Origin of the sequence: Streptomyces ortus (assembly GCF_026341275.1) — a bacterium.
Taxonomy (GTDB): Bacteria; Actinomycetota; Actinomycetes; order Streptomycetales; family Streptomycetaceae; genus Streptomyces; species Streptomyces ortus.
Map to the genome: position 1 here is coordinate 438,893 of NZ_JAIFZO010000002.1, position 13,915 is coordinate 452,807.

The 13,915-nt window shown below is 70.9% G+C and carries 11 protein-coding genes; 8 read left to right on the top strand and 3 right to left on the bottom strand.

The window, feature by feature from the left end:
* Nucleotides 1-3: 3 nt before the first annotated feature.
* From K3769_RS05165 to K3769_RS05175, 3 genes are read right to left on the bottom strand one after another with little or no spacing between them, the layout of a single operon-like run.
* Nucleotides 4-1,194, bottom strand: coding sequence for an NAD(P)/FAD-dependent oxidoreductase (locus tag K3769_RS05165; protein WP_267025273.1), 1,191 nt, complete (start codon nt 1,192-1,194; stop codon nt 4-6).
* Nucleotides 1,191-1,382 (bottom strand): hypothetical protein, encoded by a 192-nt coding sequence (locus K3769_RS05170; RefSeq protein ID WP_267025274.1) that lies wholly within the window; start codon nt 1,380-1,382, stop codon nt 1,191-1,193. Before K3769_RS05170 ends, K3769_RS05165 begins: the two co-directional genes overlap by 4 nt.
* Nucleotides 1,379-1,699, bottom strand: a complete 321-nt coding sequence (locus K3769_RS05175; RefSeq protein WP_267025275.1) for a bifunctional 3-phenylpropionate/cinnamic acid dioxygenase ferredoxin subunit — start codon at nt 1,697-1,699, stop codon at nt 1,379-1,381. Before K3769_RS05175 ends, K3769_RS05170 begins: the two co-directional genes overlap by 4 nt.
* Nucleotides 1,700-1,915: 216 nt before the next feature.
* On the opposite strand from K3769_RS05175, the gene K3769_RS05180 reads away from it, so the two are divergent.
* The 8 genes from K3769_RS05180 (at nt 1,916) to K3769_RS05215 (ending at nt 13,895) form a co-directional block, all read left to right on the top strand.
* Entirely contained in the window at nt 1,916-2,734 is an 819-nt protein-coding gene (locus K3769_RS05180) for an IclR family transcriptional regulator (protein ID WP_267025276.1), read from the top strand.
* 295 nt (nt 2,735-3,029) lie between these two features.
* Nucleotides 3,030-4,115: an S-(hydroxymethyl)mycothiol dehydrogenase gene (locus K3769_RS05185; RefSeq protein ID WP_267025277.1), complete on the top strand. Its 1,086-nt coding sequence runs from the start codon at nt 3,030-3,032 to the stop codon at nt 4,113-4,115.
* A complete protein-coding gene (locus K3769_RS05190; RefSeq protein ID WP_267025278.1) occupies nt 4,112-6,559 on the top strand; it encodes a GcvT family protein in 2,448 nt (815 codons plus the stop codon). The genes K3769_RS05185 and K3769_RS05190 overlap by 4 nt, the downstream gene beginning before the upstream one ends.
* Before the next feature lie 118 nt (nt 6,560-6,677).
* On the top strand, nt 6,678-7,832 hold the full coding sequence (gene solA, locus K3769_RS05195; RefSeq protein WP_267025279.1) for an N-methyl-L-tryptophan oxidase: 1,155 nt from the start codon (nt 6,678-6,680) through the stop codon (nt 7,830-7,832).
* Between the two features lie 12 nt (nt 7,833-7,844).
* The gene (locus tag K3769_RS05200; protein WP_267025280.1) at nt 7,845-9,047 is read left to right on the top strand and encodes an aromatic ring-hydroxylating oxygenase subunit alpha; all 1,203 of its coding nucleotides are present in this window, start codon (nt 7,845-7,847) and stop codon (nt 9,045-9,047) included.
* Entirely contained in the window at nt 8,989-10,455 is a 1,467-nt protein-coding gene (locus K3769_RS05205) for an aldehyde dehydrogenase family protein (protein WP_267025281.1), read from the top strand. Before K3769_RS05200 ends, K3769_RS05205 begins: the two co-directional genes overlap by 59 nt.
* A gap of 223 nt (nt 10,456-10,678) precedes the next feature.
* Nucleotides 10,679-12,286 (top strand): APC family permease, encoded by a 1,608-nt coding sequence (locus K3769_RS05210; protein WP_267025282.1) that lies wholly within the window; start codon nt 10,679-10,681, stop codon nt 12,284-12,286.
* 58 nt (nt 12,287-12,344) lie between these two features.
* Nucleotides 12,345-13,895 (top strand): GMC family oxidoreductase, encoded by a 1,551-nt coding sequence (locus K3769_RS05215; protein ID WP_267025283.1) that lies wholly within the window; start codon nt 12,345-12,347, stop codon nt 13,893-13,895.
* The last annotated feature ends 20 nt before the right edge of the window (nt 13,896-13,915 follow it).

Genomic DNA, 13,915 nt, shown 5'->3' on the forward strand with positions numbered 1-13,915 from the left:
GCCTCACGCGTCCCGGGAGACCGCCTCCAGCGCGCCCGCTCCGCGGCCCAGCGCCCGCCGGGCCCGCATGAACGGACGGGGGCGGTCCACGGACAGCACCGCGGTCGTCCGGCCCTCGCGCTCGTACAGCGCGAGCAGGCCGTCCTCGCCCGGTGCTCCGTCGGTGACCGTGCCCTCCGCGATGCGGACGGTGTCGGTGTCGAGCCGCCGTCCGGCGAACTGGATCCGCGCACCGTACTGGTCGGACCAGAAGTAGGGCAGCGGGCGCAGGGTCTCCGCGGTGTACCCGGCCAGCAGGTTGCGCACGGCGATCCGGGGCTGCTCGGTGGCGCTGGTCCAGTGTTCGGCGCGGGTTCCGCCCACGCGCGCCACGTCTCCGACGGCGACCACCTGGGGCAGGGCCGTCGCGCAGCCGTCGTCGCACAGCACGCCGTCGTGGAGGGCGAGCGGCGAGCCCGCCAGCCAGCCGGTGTTGGGGACGGCGCCGATGCCCACGATCACGACATCGGCGGGGAGGAGCCGGCCGTCGGAGAGTTCCACCCCGGTGACCGCGCCCCGCCCGCGCAGTGCGGCGACGCCCGTGCCCGTGACCAGGTCGACGCCACCGCGACGATGCAGCGCGGCGCACCAGGCCGCCGCCTCGGGGCCCAGTTGGGGCACCAACGGCAGAGGGGCCGCCTCCACGACGGTGACGTCGTGACCGAGTCCGGCGCACGAGGACGCGGTCTCGGCGCCGATGAAGCCCCCGCCGATCACAACGACCCGGCGGGCGCCCTCGGTCAGTTCGGCGCGCAGGGCGCGGGCGTCGTCGAGGGTGCGCAGGGTGTGGACTCCGGCGAGTCCGGGGCCCGGCAGCCGGCGCGCCGAGGCTCCCGTGGCGATGACGACGCCGTCGCCGGACACGGTGCGGCCGTCCTCCAGGAGGACGGTGCGGCCCCGGGTGTCGAGGCCGCGGGCGCGGGTGCCGAGCAGCCACCGGGCGTCGAGTTCGGCCATTTCCTCGGTGTCACTGAGGGCCAGCCGTTCCTCGCCGGACCGGCCGGTGAGGAAGTCCTTGGACAGGGGCGGGCGGTCGTACGGAAGGTGCGGCTCGTCCCCGACGACCACCAACCGCCCGTCGAACCCCTGGGCGCGCAGCTCACGGGCCGCGTAGAGACCGGAGAGCGAGGCGCCGACGACGATGACGGTCCTCATCCGGACGGCTCCTTCCGGACGGCGTGCGCGGAGCGCGCGTTCGCGTGGACCGGCACCGTGCGGCCGGGTGTCTTCGCGGCGTGCCCCGCGAAGGCCGCGCCCGGCTCGGCGGCGCGCCGGCCGGGGCCCGTGAAAAGGTGGGGCCCCTGGGGGCCCGCCGTGGCGCCCCTGGCGTGGGGGATCGTCATGCCGCCGTGTCCTCCTTCGCTGCCACGTGGACATGGATGACGCCGTCGTCGACGGTGACACGGTGGGTGCGGACGGGGCGGCGCGCGGGCAGGCAGGTCGGCAGGCCCGTGCGGAGATCGAACGAGGCGGCGTGCAGGGGGCATTCGATCAGGCAGCCCTCCAACCAGCCCTCGGAGAGCGACGCGTCCTGATGGGTGCAGGTGTCGTCGACGGCGTACAGCTCGCCGTCGGCGTTGAACACGGCGATCGGCGGCACGGTGTCGACACGGGCGGATTCGCCCGCGGGGAGGTCATCAAGGCGGCAGACGGGAATCACGGGCCCCCCTCTCGGTCCAGGACCATCAGTCCTGGTCCTCACAGGTCCGGTCTGGTCCGGGACCCTTCCGGGCCACGGACTCTTCGGTAACATGATGTTTCGCATGGCGCACGAGGGAGCGCTATGCGCAACAGAATCCGCGCGGGATGCCCATCGCGTCAAGGGCTTCCGGCAGATGCGGCTCAAACCGGGCCGCCAGGTGGTGAGAGTTGAGCTATGACCCGCACTCAGAAGCAGACTGACCGCACAGGGGAGACACCGGAGAAACAGAGCAGAGGGGCGGGGAGCGCCGTCCAGTCGGTGGACCGCGCGGTGAGCGTGCTGGAGATCCTCGCCCGGCTCGGCGAGGCGGGCGTCACCGAGATCGCCGACGAGCTGGAGGTGCACAAGTCCACGGCCTTCCGGCTCCTCGGGGTGCTGGAGAACCGCGGCCTGGTCGCTCAGGCGAAGGACCGCGGGAAGTACTTCCTGGGGGCCGGCGTACTACGCCTGGCGGGGGCGGCGGCAGTGCGTCTGGACATCTCGCAGGAGGGGGTGCCCGTCTGCCGCGAACTCGCGGACGAGCTGGGCGAGACCGTCAACATCGCGGTCCTCGACGACAACGCGGCGGTCAACATCATGCAGGCCCGTGGCGCCGCGTCGGTCACCGCGCAGAACTGGCTGGGCAGACGCACCCCGCTGCACGCCACCTCCAGCGGCAAGGTGCTGCTGGCCCATCTGCCGCCCACGCTCCGCGAAGGACTGCTGGCCAGGACCCTGCCGCGCTTCACCGAGCGCACGATCACCGGCACGGCCGCGCTGCGCGCCGAGCTGGAGGCCGTGGTCGAGCAGGGTTACGCGTTCGCCCTGGAGGAGCTGGAGCTGGGGCTGGCCGCGACGGCCTCCCCGGTGCGCGCGCACGACGGGAAGGTGATCGGCGCGATCAGCGTGTCCGGGCCGGTGTACCGGCTGGAGCCCGACCGGCTGCCGGAGCTCGCCAAGCGCACGGTCGCGGCGGCGGCCGACCTCTCGCGCCGGATGGGGTACGGCTTCTGACGGAAGGACGGGCACCCGCGCCGCGGACCCGGAACCGGCTCCGCGACGGAGCCGGACCCCGACCCCGTACGGACGCGGGACCCCGCACGGAGCAGGACGCGATCCGCCGGCCGGAACAGGGCGCGGGGCCGGGAACACCTGGCCCCGCGCCCGCGTGTGTCGGACAGATTTCGGGGCGCCGGTTCGTTTTGCCAAGGGTTAACCCGTACCTCTTGACGGCCGCCTTGAGGCGTTCTCACTATGTTCCTCATAGCGCAACCCATAGTGCACTGCGCAACAGCAGAGGAGCTAGGTCGTGCCATACGAGGTCCGTGCCGTAGTCGCTGTGAAGAAGGGCGCACCCGTGGAGGTGCGGACGATCGTCGTTCCCGATCCCGGTCCGGGCGAGGTGCTCGTCACCGTCCAGGCCTGCGGGGTCTGCCACACGGATCTGCACTATCGCGAGGGCGCGATCAGCGACGACTTCCCGTTCCTGTTGGGACACGAGGCGGCCGGCACGATCGAGGCGGTGGGCGAGGGCGTCACCGACCTCAGGACCGGCGACTACGTGGTCCTCGCCTGGCGGGCCCCCTGTGGTTCCTGCCGCTCCTGCCGTCGTGGCCGCCCCTGGTACTGCTTCGACTCGCGCAACGCCACCCAGCCGATGACCCTCCTCGACGGCACCCCGCTCAGCAACGCGCTCGGTATCGGTGCCTTCGCCGAGAAGACCCTGGTCGCGGCGGGCCAGGCCGTGAAGATCAACCCCGCGGCCCGCCCCGAGGCAGCCTGTCTGATCGGCTGCGGGGTGATGGCCGGCTACGGCGCGGCGGTGAACACCGGCAACGTCGGACGCGGTGACACGGTCGCCGTCATCGGCTGCGGCGGGGTCGGCGACGCGGCCGTCGCGGGCGCCTGCCTGAACGGCGCCATGAAGGTCATCGCGATCGACATCGACGACAAGAAGCTCGACCGGGCGGAGCGGTTCGGTGCCACGCACACGGTCAACTCCCGCGGCACCGACCCGGTCGAGGCCGTACGCGCCCTCACCGACGGCTTCGGCGTCGACATCGCCATCGACGCCGTGGGCCGCCCGGAGACCTTCGAGCAGGCCTTCTACATGCGCGATCACGCGGGTCTGCTGGTGCAGGTCGGCGTCCCGACCCCGGGGACGAAGACGGAACTGCCGCTCATCGACGTGTTCTCCCGGGGCGGCGCGATCAAGTCCTCCTGGTACGGCGACTGTCTGCCCAGCCGCGACTTCCCCTTCCTCATCGACCAGTACCTCTACGGGCTGCTGGACCTGGGGGCGTTCGTCTCGGAGACCATCGCGCTCGACGAGGTGGAGGAGGCGCTGTCCACCCTGCACCGTGGTGACGTACTGCGCTCGGTGGTGGTCCTGTGAGCGGCCACGGGTCCGTCGCCCCCCGCGTGGTCGTCGTGGGCGCCGGCATCGTCGGCTGCTCCCTCGCGGACGAGCTCACCGCGCGCGGCTGGACCGACGTCACCGTCCTCGAACAGGGACCGCTGCCCGCTCCCGGCGGCTCCACCTCGCACGCGCCGGGCCTCGTCTTCCAGACCAGTCCGTCCAAGACCCTCACCGACTTCGCCCGCTACACGGTCGAGAAGTTCGGCTCGCTGCGCGTGGACGGGGTCTCCTGCTTCAACCGGGTGGGCGGTCTGGAACTCGCGACCACGCCCGAGCGCCTCGCCGAACTGCACCGCAGAGCCGGTTACGCCGCCTCCTGGGGCGTACGCGGCGAGATCGTGGGCGCGGCCCGCTGCAAGGAACTCTGGCCCCTGATCGACGAATCGGTCGTCCTCGGCGGCTTCCACACCCCCGACGACGGTCTGGCCCGCGCACTGCTCGCGGCCCGCGCCCAGCGGGAACGGGCCGCGAGCCGCGGCGCCCGCTTCCTGGACCGGCACACCGTCACCGGGATCGACAAGGAGGCCGGCAGGGTCACCGCCGTCGTCACGGATCGCGGCGTCTTCCCCGCCGACCACGTCGTCTCGGCGGCCGGGTTCTGGGGGCCGGTGATCGGCCGCATGGCCGGGATCGACGTACCCCTGCAGCCGCTCGCCCACCAGTACGCGCGGACGCGGCCCCTGCCCGAACTGGCCGGCGCGGAGACCGAGGCGTCACGGCCGATCCTCCGTTTCCAGGACCGCGACCTCTACTTCCGCGAGCACACCGACCGCATCGGCATCGGCAGTTACGCCCACCGGCCGCTCCCCGTGGACCCGTTCGCGGTCCTCGGCTACGACGAGGCACGCGCGAACGACCTGGAGATGCCGTCCTCGTTCCCCTTCACCGAGGAGGACTGGGCGCCGAGCTGGGACGACTGCCGTCGGCTGCTGCCCGCGCTGCGCGGGAGCGCGATCGAGGAGGGCTTCAACGGCGTCTTCTCCTTCACGCCGGACGGCATGCCGGTCCTGGGCGAATCGCGTGCGTTGCGGGGGTTCTGGCTGGCGGAGGCCGTGTGGGTGACCCATTCGGCCGGTGTCGCCAAGGCCGTGGCCGAGTGGATGGTCGACGGCCGCCCCGGGGTCGACGCCCACGAGTGCGACCTCACGCGCTTCGAGGACGCCCAGCGCTCACCCTCGTACATCAGGGAGCGCGGTTCTCAGCAGTTCGCCGAGGTGTACGACGTCCTGCATCCGCTCCAGCCGATGGACCGGCCGCGGCCTCTGCGGGTCAGCCCCTTCCACGCACGCCAGCGGGAACTGGGCGCGTACTTCCTGGAGGGCGGCGGCTGGGAGCGTCCCCACTGGTACGAGGCGAACGCGCCGCTCGCCGCAGGGCTGAACCTGCCCGCACGGGACGCCTGGTCGGCGCGGTACTGGTCGCCCATCGCGGCGGCCGAGGCGCGGGCGACCCGGGAGAAGGTCGCGCTCTACGACATGACCCCGCTGCGCCGCCTCGAAGTCACCGGCCCCGGAGCCCTCGACTTCCTGCACGGCATGACCACCAACAACCTCCGCAAGAAGCCCGGAGCGGTCACCTACACCCTGCTCCTGGACGGCACGGGCGGTATCCGTTCCGACCTCACCGTCGCGCGCCTCGGCCCCGACCGGTTCCAGGTGGGCGCCAACTCCCCCGCGGACCTCGACCGGCTGACCAGGCACGCCCCCGACGGCGTACACATCCGGGACATCACGTCCGGTACGTGCTGCGTCGGGGTCTGGGGGCCGCTGGCCCGCGCGCTCGTGCAGCCGCTCACCCGCGACGACTTCTCGCACGAGGGCTTCGGCTACTTCCGCGCCAAGGAGACGTACCTCGGGCATGTCCCGGTCACCGCCATGCGGTTGAGCTACGTCGGCGAGCTGGGCTGGGAGCTCTACACCAGCGCCGACCTCGGGCTCCGCCTCTGGGACACGCTCTGGGAGGCGGGCCGGGAGCACGGTGTGATCGCGGCCGGGCGCTCCGCGTTCAACAGCCTGCGCCTGGAGAAGGGGTACCGGGCGTGGGGCGTGGACATGACCGACGAGCACGATCCGTACGAGGCGGGGGTGGGCTTCGCCGTGCGGCTGGACAAGGGGGACTTCACCGGGATGGGGGCTTTGCGGGCGAAGGGTGAGCCGACGCGTCGGCTCACCCCGCTGCTGCTCGACGATCCCTCGTCCGTCGTCCTCGGCAAGGAACCGGTGTACGTCGGGGGCTCGCCCGCGGGATACGTCACCAGTGCGGCGTACGGGTACTCGGTGGGGCGGTGCGTCGCGTACGCGTGGTTGCCGGTGCTGCCCGTGGGTGCGGGGGTCTCCGTCGAGTACTTCGGGGAGAAGGTCGGGGCCACGGTGGTGAGCGAGCCGATCTTCGATCCGGAGATGGCCCGCATCCGGTGTTGATCGCTCCGCGACCGGACGCGACCGGGCGCGGCCAGACGCGATGAGTACGAGATCGCGCCGTTCCCCTCGCCCCCCCCGACAAGCAACCGCGCCCCCGGAAAGAAAGACGGAGGTCCCCGTGTCCCCCACCTACGACGTCGTCGTCATCGGTCTCGGCGGTATGGGCAGTGCCGCCGCTCATCATCTGTCCTCGCGCGGTGCGCGGGTGCTCGGGCTGGAGAAGTTCGGGCCCGTGCACCAGCGCGGTTCCAGTCACGGGGGCTCGCGGATCACCCGGCAGTCCTACTTCGAGGACCCGGCGTACGTACCGCTGCTGCTGCGCGCCTACGAGCTGTACGAGGACGTGGAGCGGGCCACCGGGCGGGACATCGCCACCCTGTGCGGCGGTGTGATGATCGGCCGGCCCGACTCGCTGACCGTCTCCGGTTCGCTGCGCTCGGCCACGCAGTGGGACCTGCCGCACGACATGCTCGACGCGGCCGAGATCCGCCGCCGTTTCCCCACCCTCGCTCCGCAGGACGACGAGGTCGGTCTCTTCGAGAGGAAGGCCGGCCTCGTCCGACCCGAGAACATGGTCGCGGCTCATCTCCAGCTCGCCACCCGGCAGGGCGCGGACCTGCACTTCGACGAGCCGATGACCCACTGGGAGCCGTACCGGGACGGCGTACGCGTGCACACGGCCGAGGACACCTACACGGCGGGCCAGTTGGTGATCTGTCCGGGCGCCTGGGCGCCGCGGCTGCTCACCGACCTCGGGGTGCCGTTCACCATCGAGCGGCAGGTCATGTACTGGTTCCGGCCCAGGGGCGGGGTCCGGCCCTTCCTGCCGGAGAACCACCCGATCTACATCTGGGAGGACGCGGACAACGTCCAGGTGTACGGCTTCCCGGCCATCGACGGGCCGGAGCTGGGCGCCAAGGTCGCCTTCTTCCGCAAGGGGCAGGTGTGCACCCCGGAGACCATCGACCGCACGGTCCACGAGGACGAGATCCGGGCGATGGCGGATCACATGGCCCGTTGTGTCCCCGACCTGCCCGGCGCCTTCCTCAAGGCCGCCACCTGCATGTACTCCAACACCCCCGACGAACACTTCGTCATCGCCCGGCATCCCGCGCATCCCGAGTCCGTGACCGTGGCCTGCGGTTTCTCGGGCCACGGCTTCAAGTTCGTGCCGGTCGTCGGCGAGATCCTCGCCGATCTGGCCCTGACGGGGACCACCCCCCACCCGATCGGCCTGTTCGACCCCCACCGCCTCGCCGCTGCGCCCGCCTGAGGAGGCCCCCTCGTGCCGACGACCCCCGTGCCCCACGCCTCCGCCCAGCCGTCCCCGAGCCTGATCAGCACCCTGCCGGGGCGCTACTACACCGATCCGGAGATCTTCCGGCAGGAACAGGAGCACGTCTTCGAGTCGATGTGGTTCTGCGCGGTCCGCGGCGCCGATCTGGCCCGGCCCGGCGCGTTCCGCACGGTCCAGGTGGGCCGGGAGAACGTCCTGGTCACCCGGACGCGCACCGGTGAGCTGCGGGCCTTCCTCAACATCTGCCGGCACCGCGGGGCCCGGCTCTGCACCGAGGAGGCCGGCGAGGTCCGGCGCACCCTCCAGTGCCCGTACCACGCGTGGACGTACGGACTGGACGGGAAGCTGATCGCGGCACCGAACCTGGTGAGGATGCCGGACGTCGACCGCACGACGTACGGGCTGGTCACCGTCGCGCTGCGGGAGTGGCTCGGGTACGCCTGGGTGTGTCTGGCCGACGAACCGCCGTCCTTCGAGGAGACGGTGATGGGCGCGGCCGTCGAACGGCTCGGGAACGTCGCGGCCATCGAGCACTACGGCACGCAGAACCTCGCTCTCGGCAGGCGCGTCACCTATGACGTGCGGGCGAACTGGAAGCTGATCGTCGAGAACTTCATGGAGTGCTACCACTGCGCGACGATCCACCCCGAACTCACCGAGGTGCTGCCGGAGTTCGCGGACGGTTATGCCGCGCAGTACTACGTGGGCCACGGCGCCGAGTTCGGCGACGAGGTCAAGGGGTTCACCGTCGACGGGAGCGAGGGATTCGGGCGGCTGCCCGAGGTCGCCGAGGAACAGGACCGCCGTTATTATGCGATAACGGTCAAACCCACGGTGTTCATCAATCTCGTTCCCGACCATGTCATCCTGCACCGCATGTTCCCGCTCGCCGAGGACCGCACGATCGTGGAGTGCGACTGGCTCTACGCCCCCGAGGTCGTCGAGTCGGGCGCCGATGTGTCGAGGTCCGTGGAACTCTTCCACCGGGTCAACACCCAGGACTTCGAGGCGTGCGAGCGAACGCAGCCCGCCATGGCGTCCCGCGCCTACCGCGCGGGCGGGGTGCTGGTGCCCACCGAGCACCACATCGGGATGTTCCACGAGTGGCTCATCGGCATGCTGGGAGGCAGGGATGGCGGATCTCTACATCGGCGGCACCTGGACGAGCGCGCGGGAGAAACGCACCCGTGAGATCCGCTGTCCGGCCGACGGATCGCTCGTCGCGGTCGTCGACGAGGCGGGCGGCGAGGACACCGCCGCCGCGATCGCGGCGGCGCGCCGCGCCTTCGACGAAGGACCCTGGCCGCGGACCCCCGTGAACGAACGCGGCGACCTGCTGCTGCGCGTCGCCGACCTGCTCGCCCGCGACAAGGACGCACTCGCCAGGGCGGAGTCCCTCGACACCGGCAAACGCCTGGTGGAGAGCGAGTACGACATCGACGACATCGAGAACTGCTTCCGCTACTTCGGGCGGCTCGTCGCCGCCGAGTCCGGCCGGGTCGTGGAGACGGGCACGGAGGGCGTCGACAGCCGGGTCGTACACGAACCGGTCGGGGTCTGCGCGCTGATCACCCCCTGGAACTATCCGCTGCTCCAGACCGCCTGGAAGGTCGCCCCGGCGCTGGCCGCGGGCAACACCTTCGTCCTCAAGCCGAGCGAGCTGACCCCGCACACGGCGATCCATCTGACGCGCCTCCTGGAGGAGGCGGGGCTGCCCGCCGGGGTGGCGAACCTGATTCTCGGCGCCGGACCGGAGGCGGGCGCTCCGCTGGGCGACCATCCGGACGTGGACCTGGTCTCCTTCACCGGCGGTCTGCGGACCGGCCGCGGGCTCATGGCCGCGGCGGCCGGCACGGTCAAGAAGGTCGCCCTCGAACTGGGCGGCAAGAACCCGAACATCGTCTTCGCCGACGCCGACTTCGAGACGGCCGTCGACATGGCGCTGACCGCCGTCTTCCTGCACTCCGGGCAGGTCTGCTCAGCCGGGGCCCGGCTGCTGGTCGAGGACTCCCTGCACGACCGGTTCGTCGACGAGGTCGTCCGCAGGGCCCGGCTGATCAGGCTGGGCGGCCCGTTCGACGAGCGGGCGCAGACCGGGCCGCTGATCTCGGCGGCCCACCGGGCGAAGGTCGAGGCGTACGTGGCCAAGGGGCTGGAGGAGGGGGCGGTGCTGCGCTGCGGAGGGGCGCGGCCGGCCGAGCCCCCGCACCCGGAGGGCTTCTACTACCCGCCGACCGTGCTCGACGAGTGCTCCGCGGGGATGTCCGTGGTCCAGGAGGAGTCCTTCGGGCCCGTCCTGACCGTGGAGCGGTTCACCGGCGAGGCGGAGGCGGTACGGCTGGCCAACGCGACGATCTACGGCCTGGCCGGCGGTGTCTTCACGTCCGACGAGGCGAGGGCACAGCGCGTCGCGTCGGCGCTGCGCGTCGGAACGGTCTGGATCAACGACTACCACCCGTACGTCCCGCAGGCCGAGTGGGGAGGGTACAAGCAGTCCGGGTTCGGGCGGGAACTGGGACCTGCGGGCCTCGCCGAGTACCGCGAGACCAAGCACATCTGGCGGACCACGAACCCGAGTCCACAGGGCTGGTTCTCCTGACGGGACGTGGCGACCGCGGCTGCGGGTGACTGCCGCAGCGGACTGTCGCGGCCGACTGTCGCGGCCGACTCAGGGGGCTGCCGACAACCACCGCAGAATCCACCGCACTTCACCGTACGGATCCGGCCTCCGGCGCCATAAGATCCAGTCTTCACCGACGACCCCGCACGAGCCGCACTCCCCCTCCCGCCCGGGAGAACTCCCCCTTCCCAGGAGGCCGCTCATGACCACCACCGAGCAACCACCGGAGCAACCGGCCGGTCAGCACGGTCACGACGACAAGCATGGTCACGACGACACCGAACTCAACGAGTTCGGCTACAAGCCCGAGCTGAAGCGCACGCTCGGCAACTTCCACACGTTCGCCGCCGGCATCAGCTACATCTCCATCCTCACCGGCACCTTCCAGCTCTTCTACTTCGGTTACGGCAGCGGCGGGCCCGCCTACTGGTGGTCCTGGCCCATGGTCTTCATCGGCCAGTTCATGGTCGCGCTCTGCTTCGCCGAACTCGCCGCCCGCTACCCGGTGGCCGGTTCGGTCTACAACTGGTCCAAGAAGATCGGCAATCCGCACATAGGCTGGCTGGCCGGCTGGACCATGCTGATCGCCTCGGTGGTGTCGATCGCGGCCGTGGCCCTCGCCTACCAGCTGACCCTTCCGCAGATCTCCTCCGCCTTCCAGTTCGTGGGCGACGGCACGGGCAAGTACGACGTGGCCACCAACGCCGTGCTGCTGGCCTCCGTACTGATCGTCTTCACCACTCTGGTGAACGCCCTCGGTGTGAAGCTGATGGCCCGCATCAACACGGCGGGCGTCTTCATCGAGCTGATCGCCACCGTCGTCCTGATCGTGCTGTTCGCCGTGCACATCACCCGTGGTCCGGGGGTCGTGCTGGAGACGAACGGCACGGGCGCGGGCCAGCCCGGCGGCTACTTCGGCGCGTTCCTGGTGGCGTCACTGGCGTCCGCGTACGTGATGTACGGCTTCGACACGGCCGCCTCGCTCGGCGAGGAGTCCCTGGACCCGTCGCGCAACGCGCCGCGCGCGATCATCCGCGCCATCGTCGCCTCGTTCGTCCTCGGCGGGCTCGTCCTGCTGCTCGCGCTGATGAGCGTGTCCAGCCTGAAGGGCGACCGGCTCTCCACGGACGGGCTGCAGTACGTCGTGCTCAACGTGCTCGGTGAGGACGCGGGCAAGGCCATGCTGTGGTGCGTGTTCATCGCGGTCACCGTGTGCGCCCTGGCCGTGCACACCGCGGCGATCCGGCTGGCCTTCGCGATGGCGCGGGACAACAACCTGCCCGCCTCCGCCAAGCTGGCCAAGGTCCATCCGCGCTTCCAGACCCCGATCCTGCCCGCGGTGATCATCGGCTTCCTGGCGCTGGCGATCCTGGTGGTCAACATCCGCCAGCCGCAGATCTTCACCGTGGTCACCAGTATCGGCATCATCCTGATCTATCTCGCGTATCTGCTGGTCACCGGGCCCATGCTGGTGGCCAGGCTGCGCGGCCGGTGGCAGCCGGCGGGCGAGGGCAGGTTCTCGCTCGGCCGCTGGGGACTGCCCGTCAACATCGTCGCCGTCGTGTGGGGCACGGCCATGATGATCAACCTGATCTGGCCACGCGCCGCGGTCTACAACGCGTCCGCCCCGTACCACTGGTATCTGCGGTGGGGTGCCGTCCTGTTCGTCGGCATCGTGATGGGCGGCGGCTTCGCCTACTACTGGTTCGTGCAGCGCCACCGCACCGGGGTGCTCGCGGAACACCGGTACACGGCCGCCGACACGCCGCTTCCGCCCGCATCGCCCGCGGCCACGCCCACGGGCGACTGAACACCCGCGACCGTCAGGAAAACAACCGGCTCCAGGACGTCAAGGAGGTCAAGTCACCATGGGAGAAGACGAGTTCGACTATGTCGTGGTGGGCGGGGGCACCGCGGGCAATGTGGTGGCGGCCCGGCTCTCCGAGGACCCGGCCGTCACGGTCTGCGTCCTGGAGGCCGGCCCCAGTGATGTCGGCGACGACGCCGTCATGAAGCTGGAGCGCTGGATGGGGCTGCTGGAGTCCGGCTACGACTGGGACTATCCGGTCGAGCCGCAGGTCAGCGGCAACAGCTTCATGCGGCACGCCCGCGCCAGGGTGCTCGGCGGCTGCTCCTCGCACAACTCCTGCATCGCCTTCTGGGCACCGGCCGAGGACCTGGACGACTGGGCCGCCGCGGGCTGTACGGGGTGGAGTGCGGCGGAGCTCTTCCCGCTCTACCGACGGCTGGAGAACAACGACGCACCCGGTGAGCACCACGGCCGCACCGGCCCGGTGAAGCTGCGTACGCTCAAGAGCGACGACCCGTGCGGCACCGCCCTGCTGGAGGCCTGCGCCCAGGAGGGCATCCCGACGACGCCCTTCAACTCGGGCAGGACCGTCGTCCGGGGCGCCAACTGGTTCCAGATCAACTCCGACGAGAACAACATCCGGCAGTCCTCGTCGGTCGCGTATCTGCACCCGGTCCTCGGCAAGCGTCCGAACCTCGATGTACGGACCGGGGTGCGCGCCAAGAAGCTCGTGCTCGACGGGCGGCGCTGCGTGGGCGCCGAGTACCTGGACCCCGACCTGATCCACACCCGGACGGTACGGGCCAGGCGCGAGGTGATCGTGTCCTGCGGCTCGATCGACAGCGCGAAACTGCTGATGCTGTCGGGCATCGGACCCGCCGGGCATCTGCGCGAGGTCGGCGTCGACGTGGTGGTGGACGCGGCCGGCGTGGGCGAGAACCTCCAGGACCATCCCGAGGGCGTCATCATGTGGAATGCCGAGCGGCCCATGACGACCACCTCAAGCCAGTGGTGGGAGGCCGGCATCTTCTACGACACCGAGCCGGGTCTCGACCGGCCCGACCTGATGTTCCACTACGGGTCGGTGCCGTTCGACATGAACACCGCGCGGTGGGGCTATCCGACCTCCGAGAACGCGTTCTGTCTCACGCCGAACGTCACCCGCGCGAAGTCGCGCGGCACGGTGCGGCTGCGCACCCGGGACTACCGGGACAAGCCGAGGGTCGATCCGCGGTACTTCACGCACGAGCACGACGCGCGCGTGATGACGTACGGGCTGAAGCTGGCCCGGCGGATCGCCGCGCAGCCCGCGCTGAGCGGCTGGGCCGGGGCAGAGCTGGCGCCGGGGCCCGACGTCCGGACGGACGACGAGCTGCTCGACTACATCCACAAGACCCACAACACCGTCTACCACCCGTCGTGCACGGTGAAGATGGGTGCGGAGGGGGACGCCTCCGCTCCGCTCGACCCGCGGTTGCGGGTCAAGGGGGTGGAGCGGCTGCGGGTCGCCGACGGGTCGGTGATGCCGGACCTCATCAGCGTGAATCCGTGCATCACGACGATGATGATCGGCGAGAAGTGCGCGGACCTGTTGAGGGAGGACGCGTAGGGGGTGCTCCCTCAGGGTAG

What these genes read in the sequence shown, in the direction of transcription:
- K3769_RS05210 (WP_267025282.1), top strand. Translation starts at nt 10,679, where the DNA reads ATGACCACCACCGAGCAACCACCGGAGCAACCGGCCGGTCAGCACGGT.
- K3769_RS05165 (WP_267025273.1), bottom strand. Translation starts at nt 1,194, where the DNA reads ATGAGGACCGTCATCGTCGTCGGCGCCTCGCTCTCCGGTCTCTACGCG.
- K3769_RS05180 (WP_267025276.1), top strand. Translation starts at nt 1,916, where the DNA reads ATGACCCGCACTCAGAAGCAGACTGACCGCACAGGGGAGACACCGGAG.
- K3769_RS05215 (WP_267025283.1), top strand. Translation starts at nt 12,345, where the DNA reads ATGGGAGAAGACGAGTTCGACTATGTCGTGGTGGGCGGGGGCACCGCG.
- K3769_RS05205 (WP_267025281.1), top strand. Translation starts at nt 8,989, where the DNA reads ATGGCGGATCTCTACATCGGCGGCACCTGGACGAGCGCGCGGGAGAAA.
- K3769_RS05170 (WP_267025274.1), bottom strand. Translation starts at nt 1,382, where the DNA reads ATGACGATCCCCCACGCCAGGGGCGCCACGGCGGGCCCCCAGGGGCCC.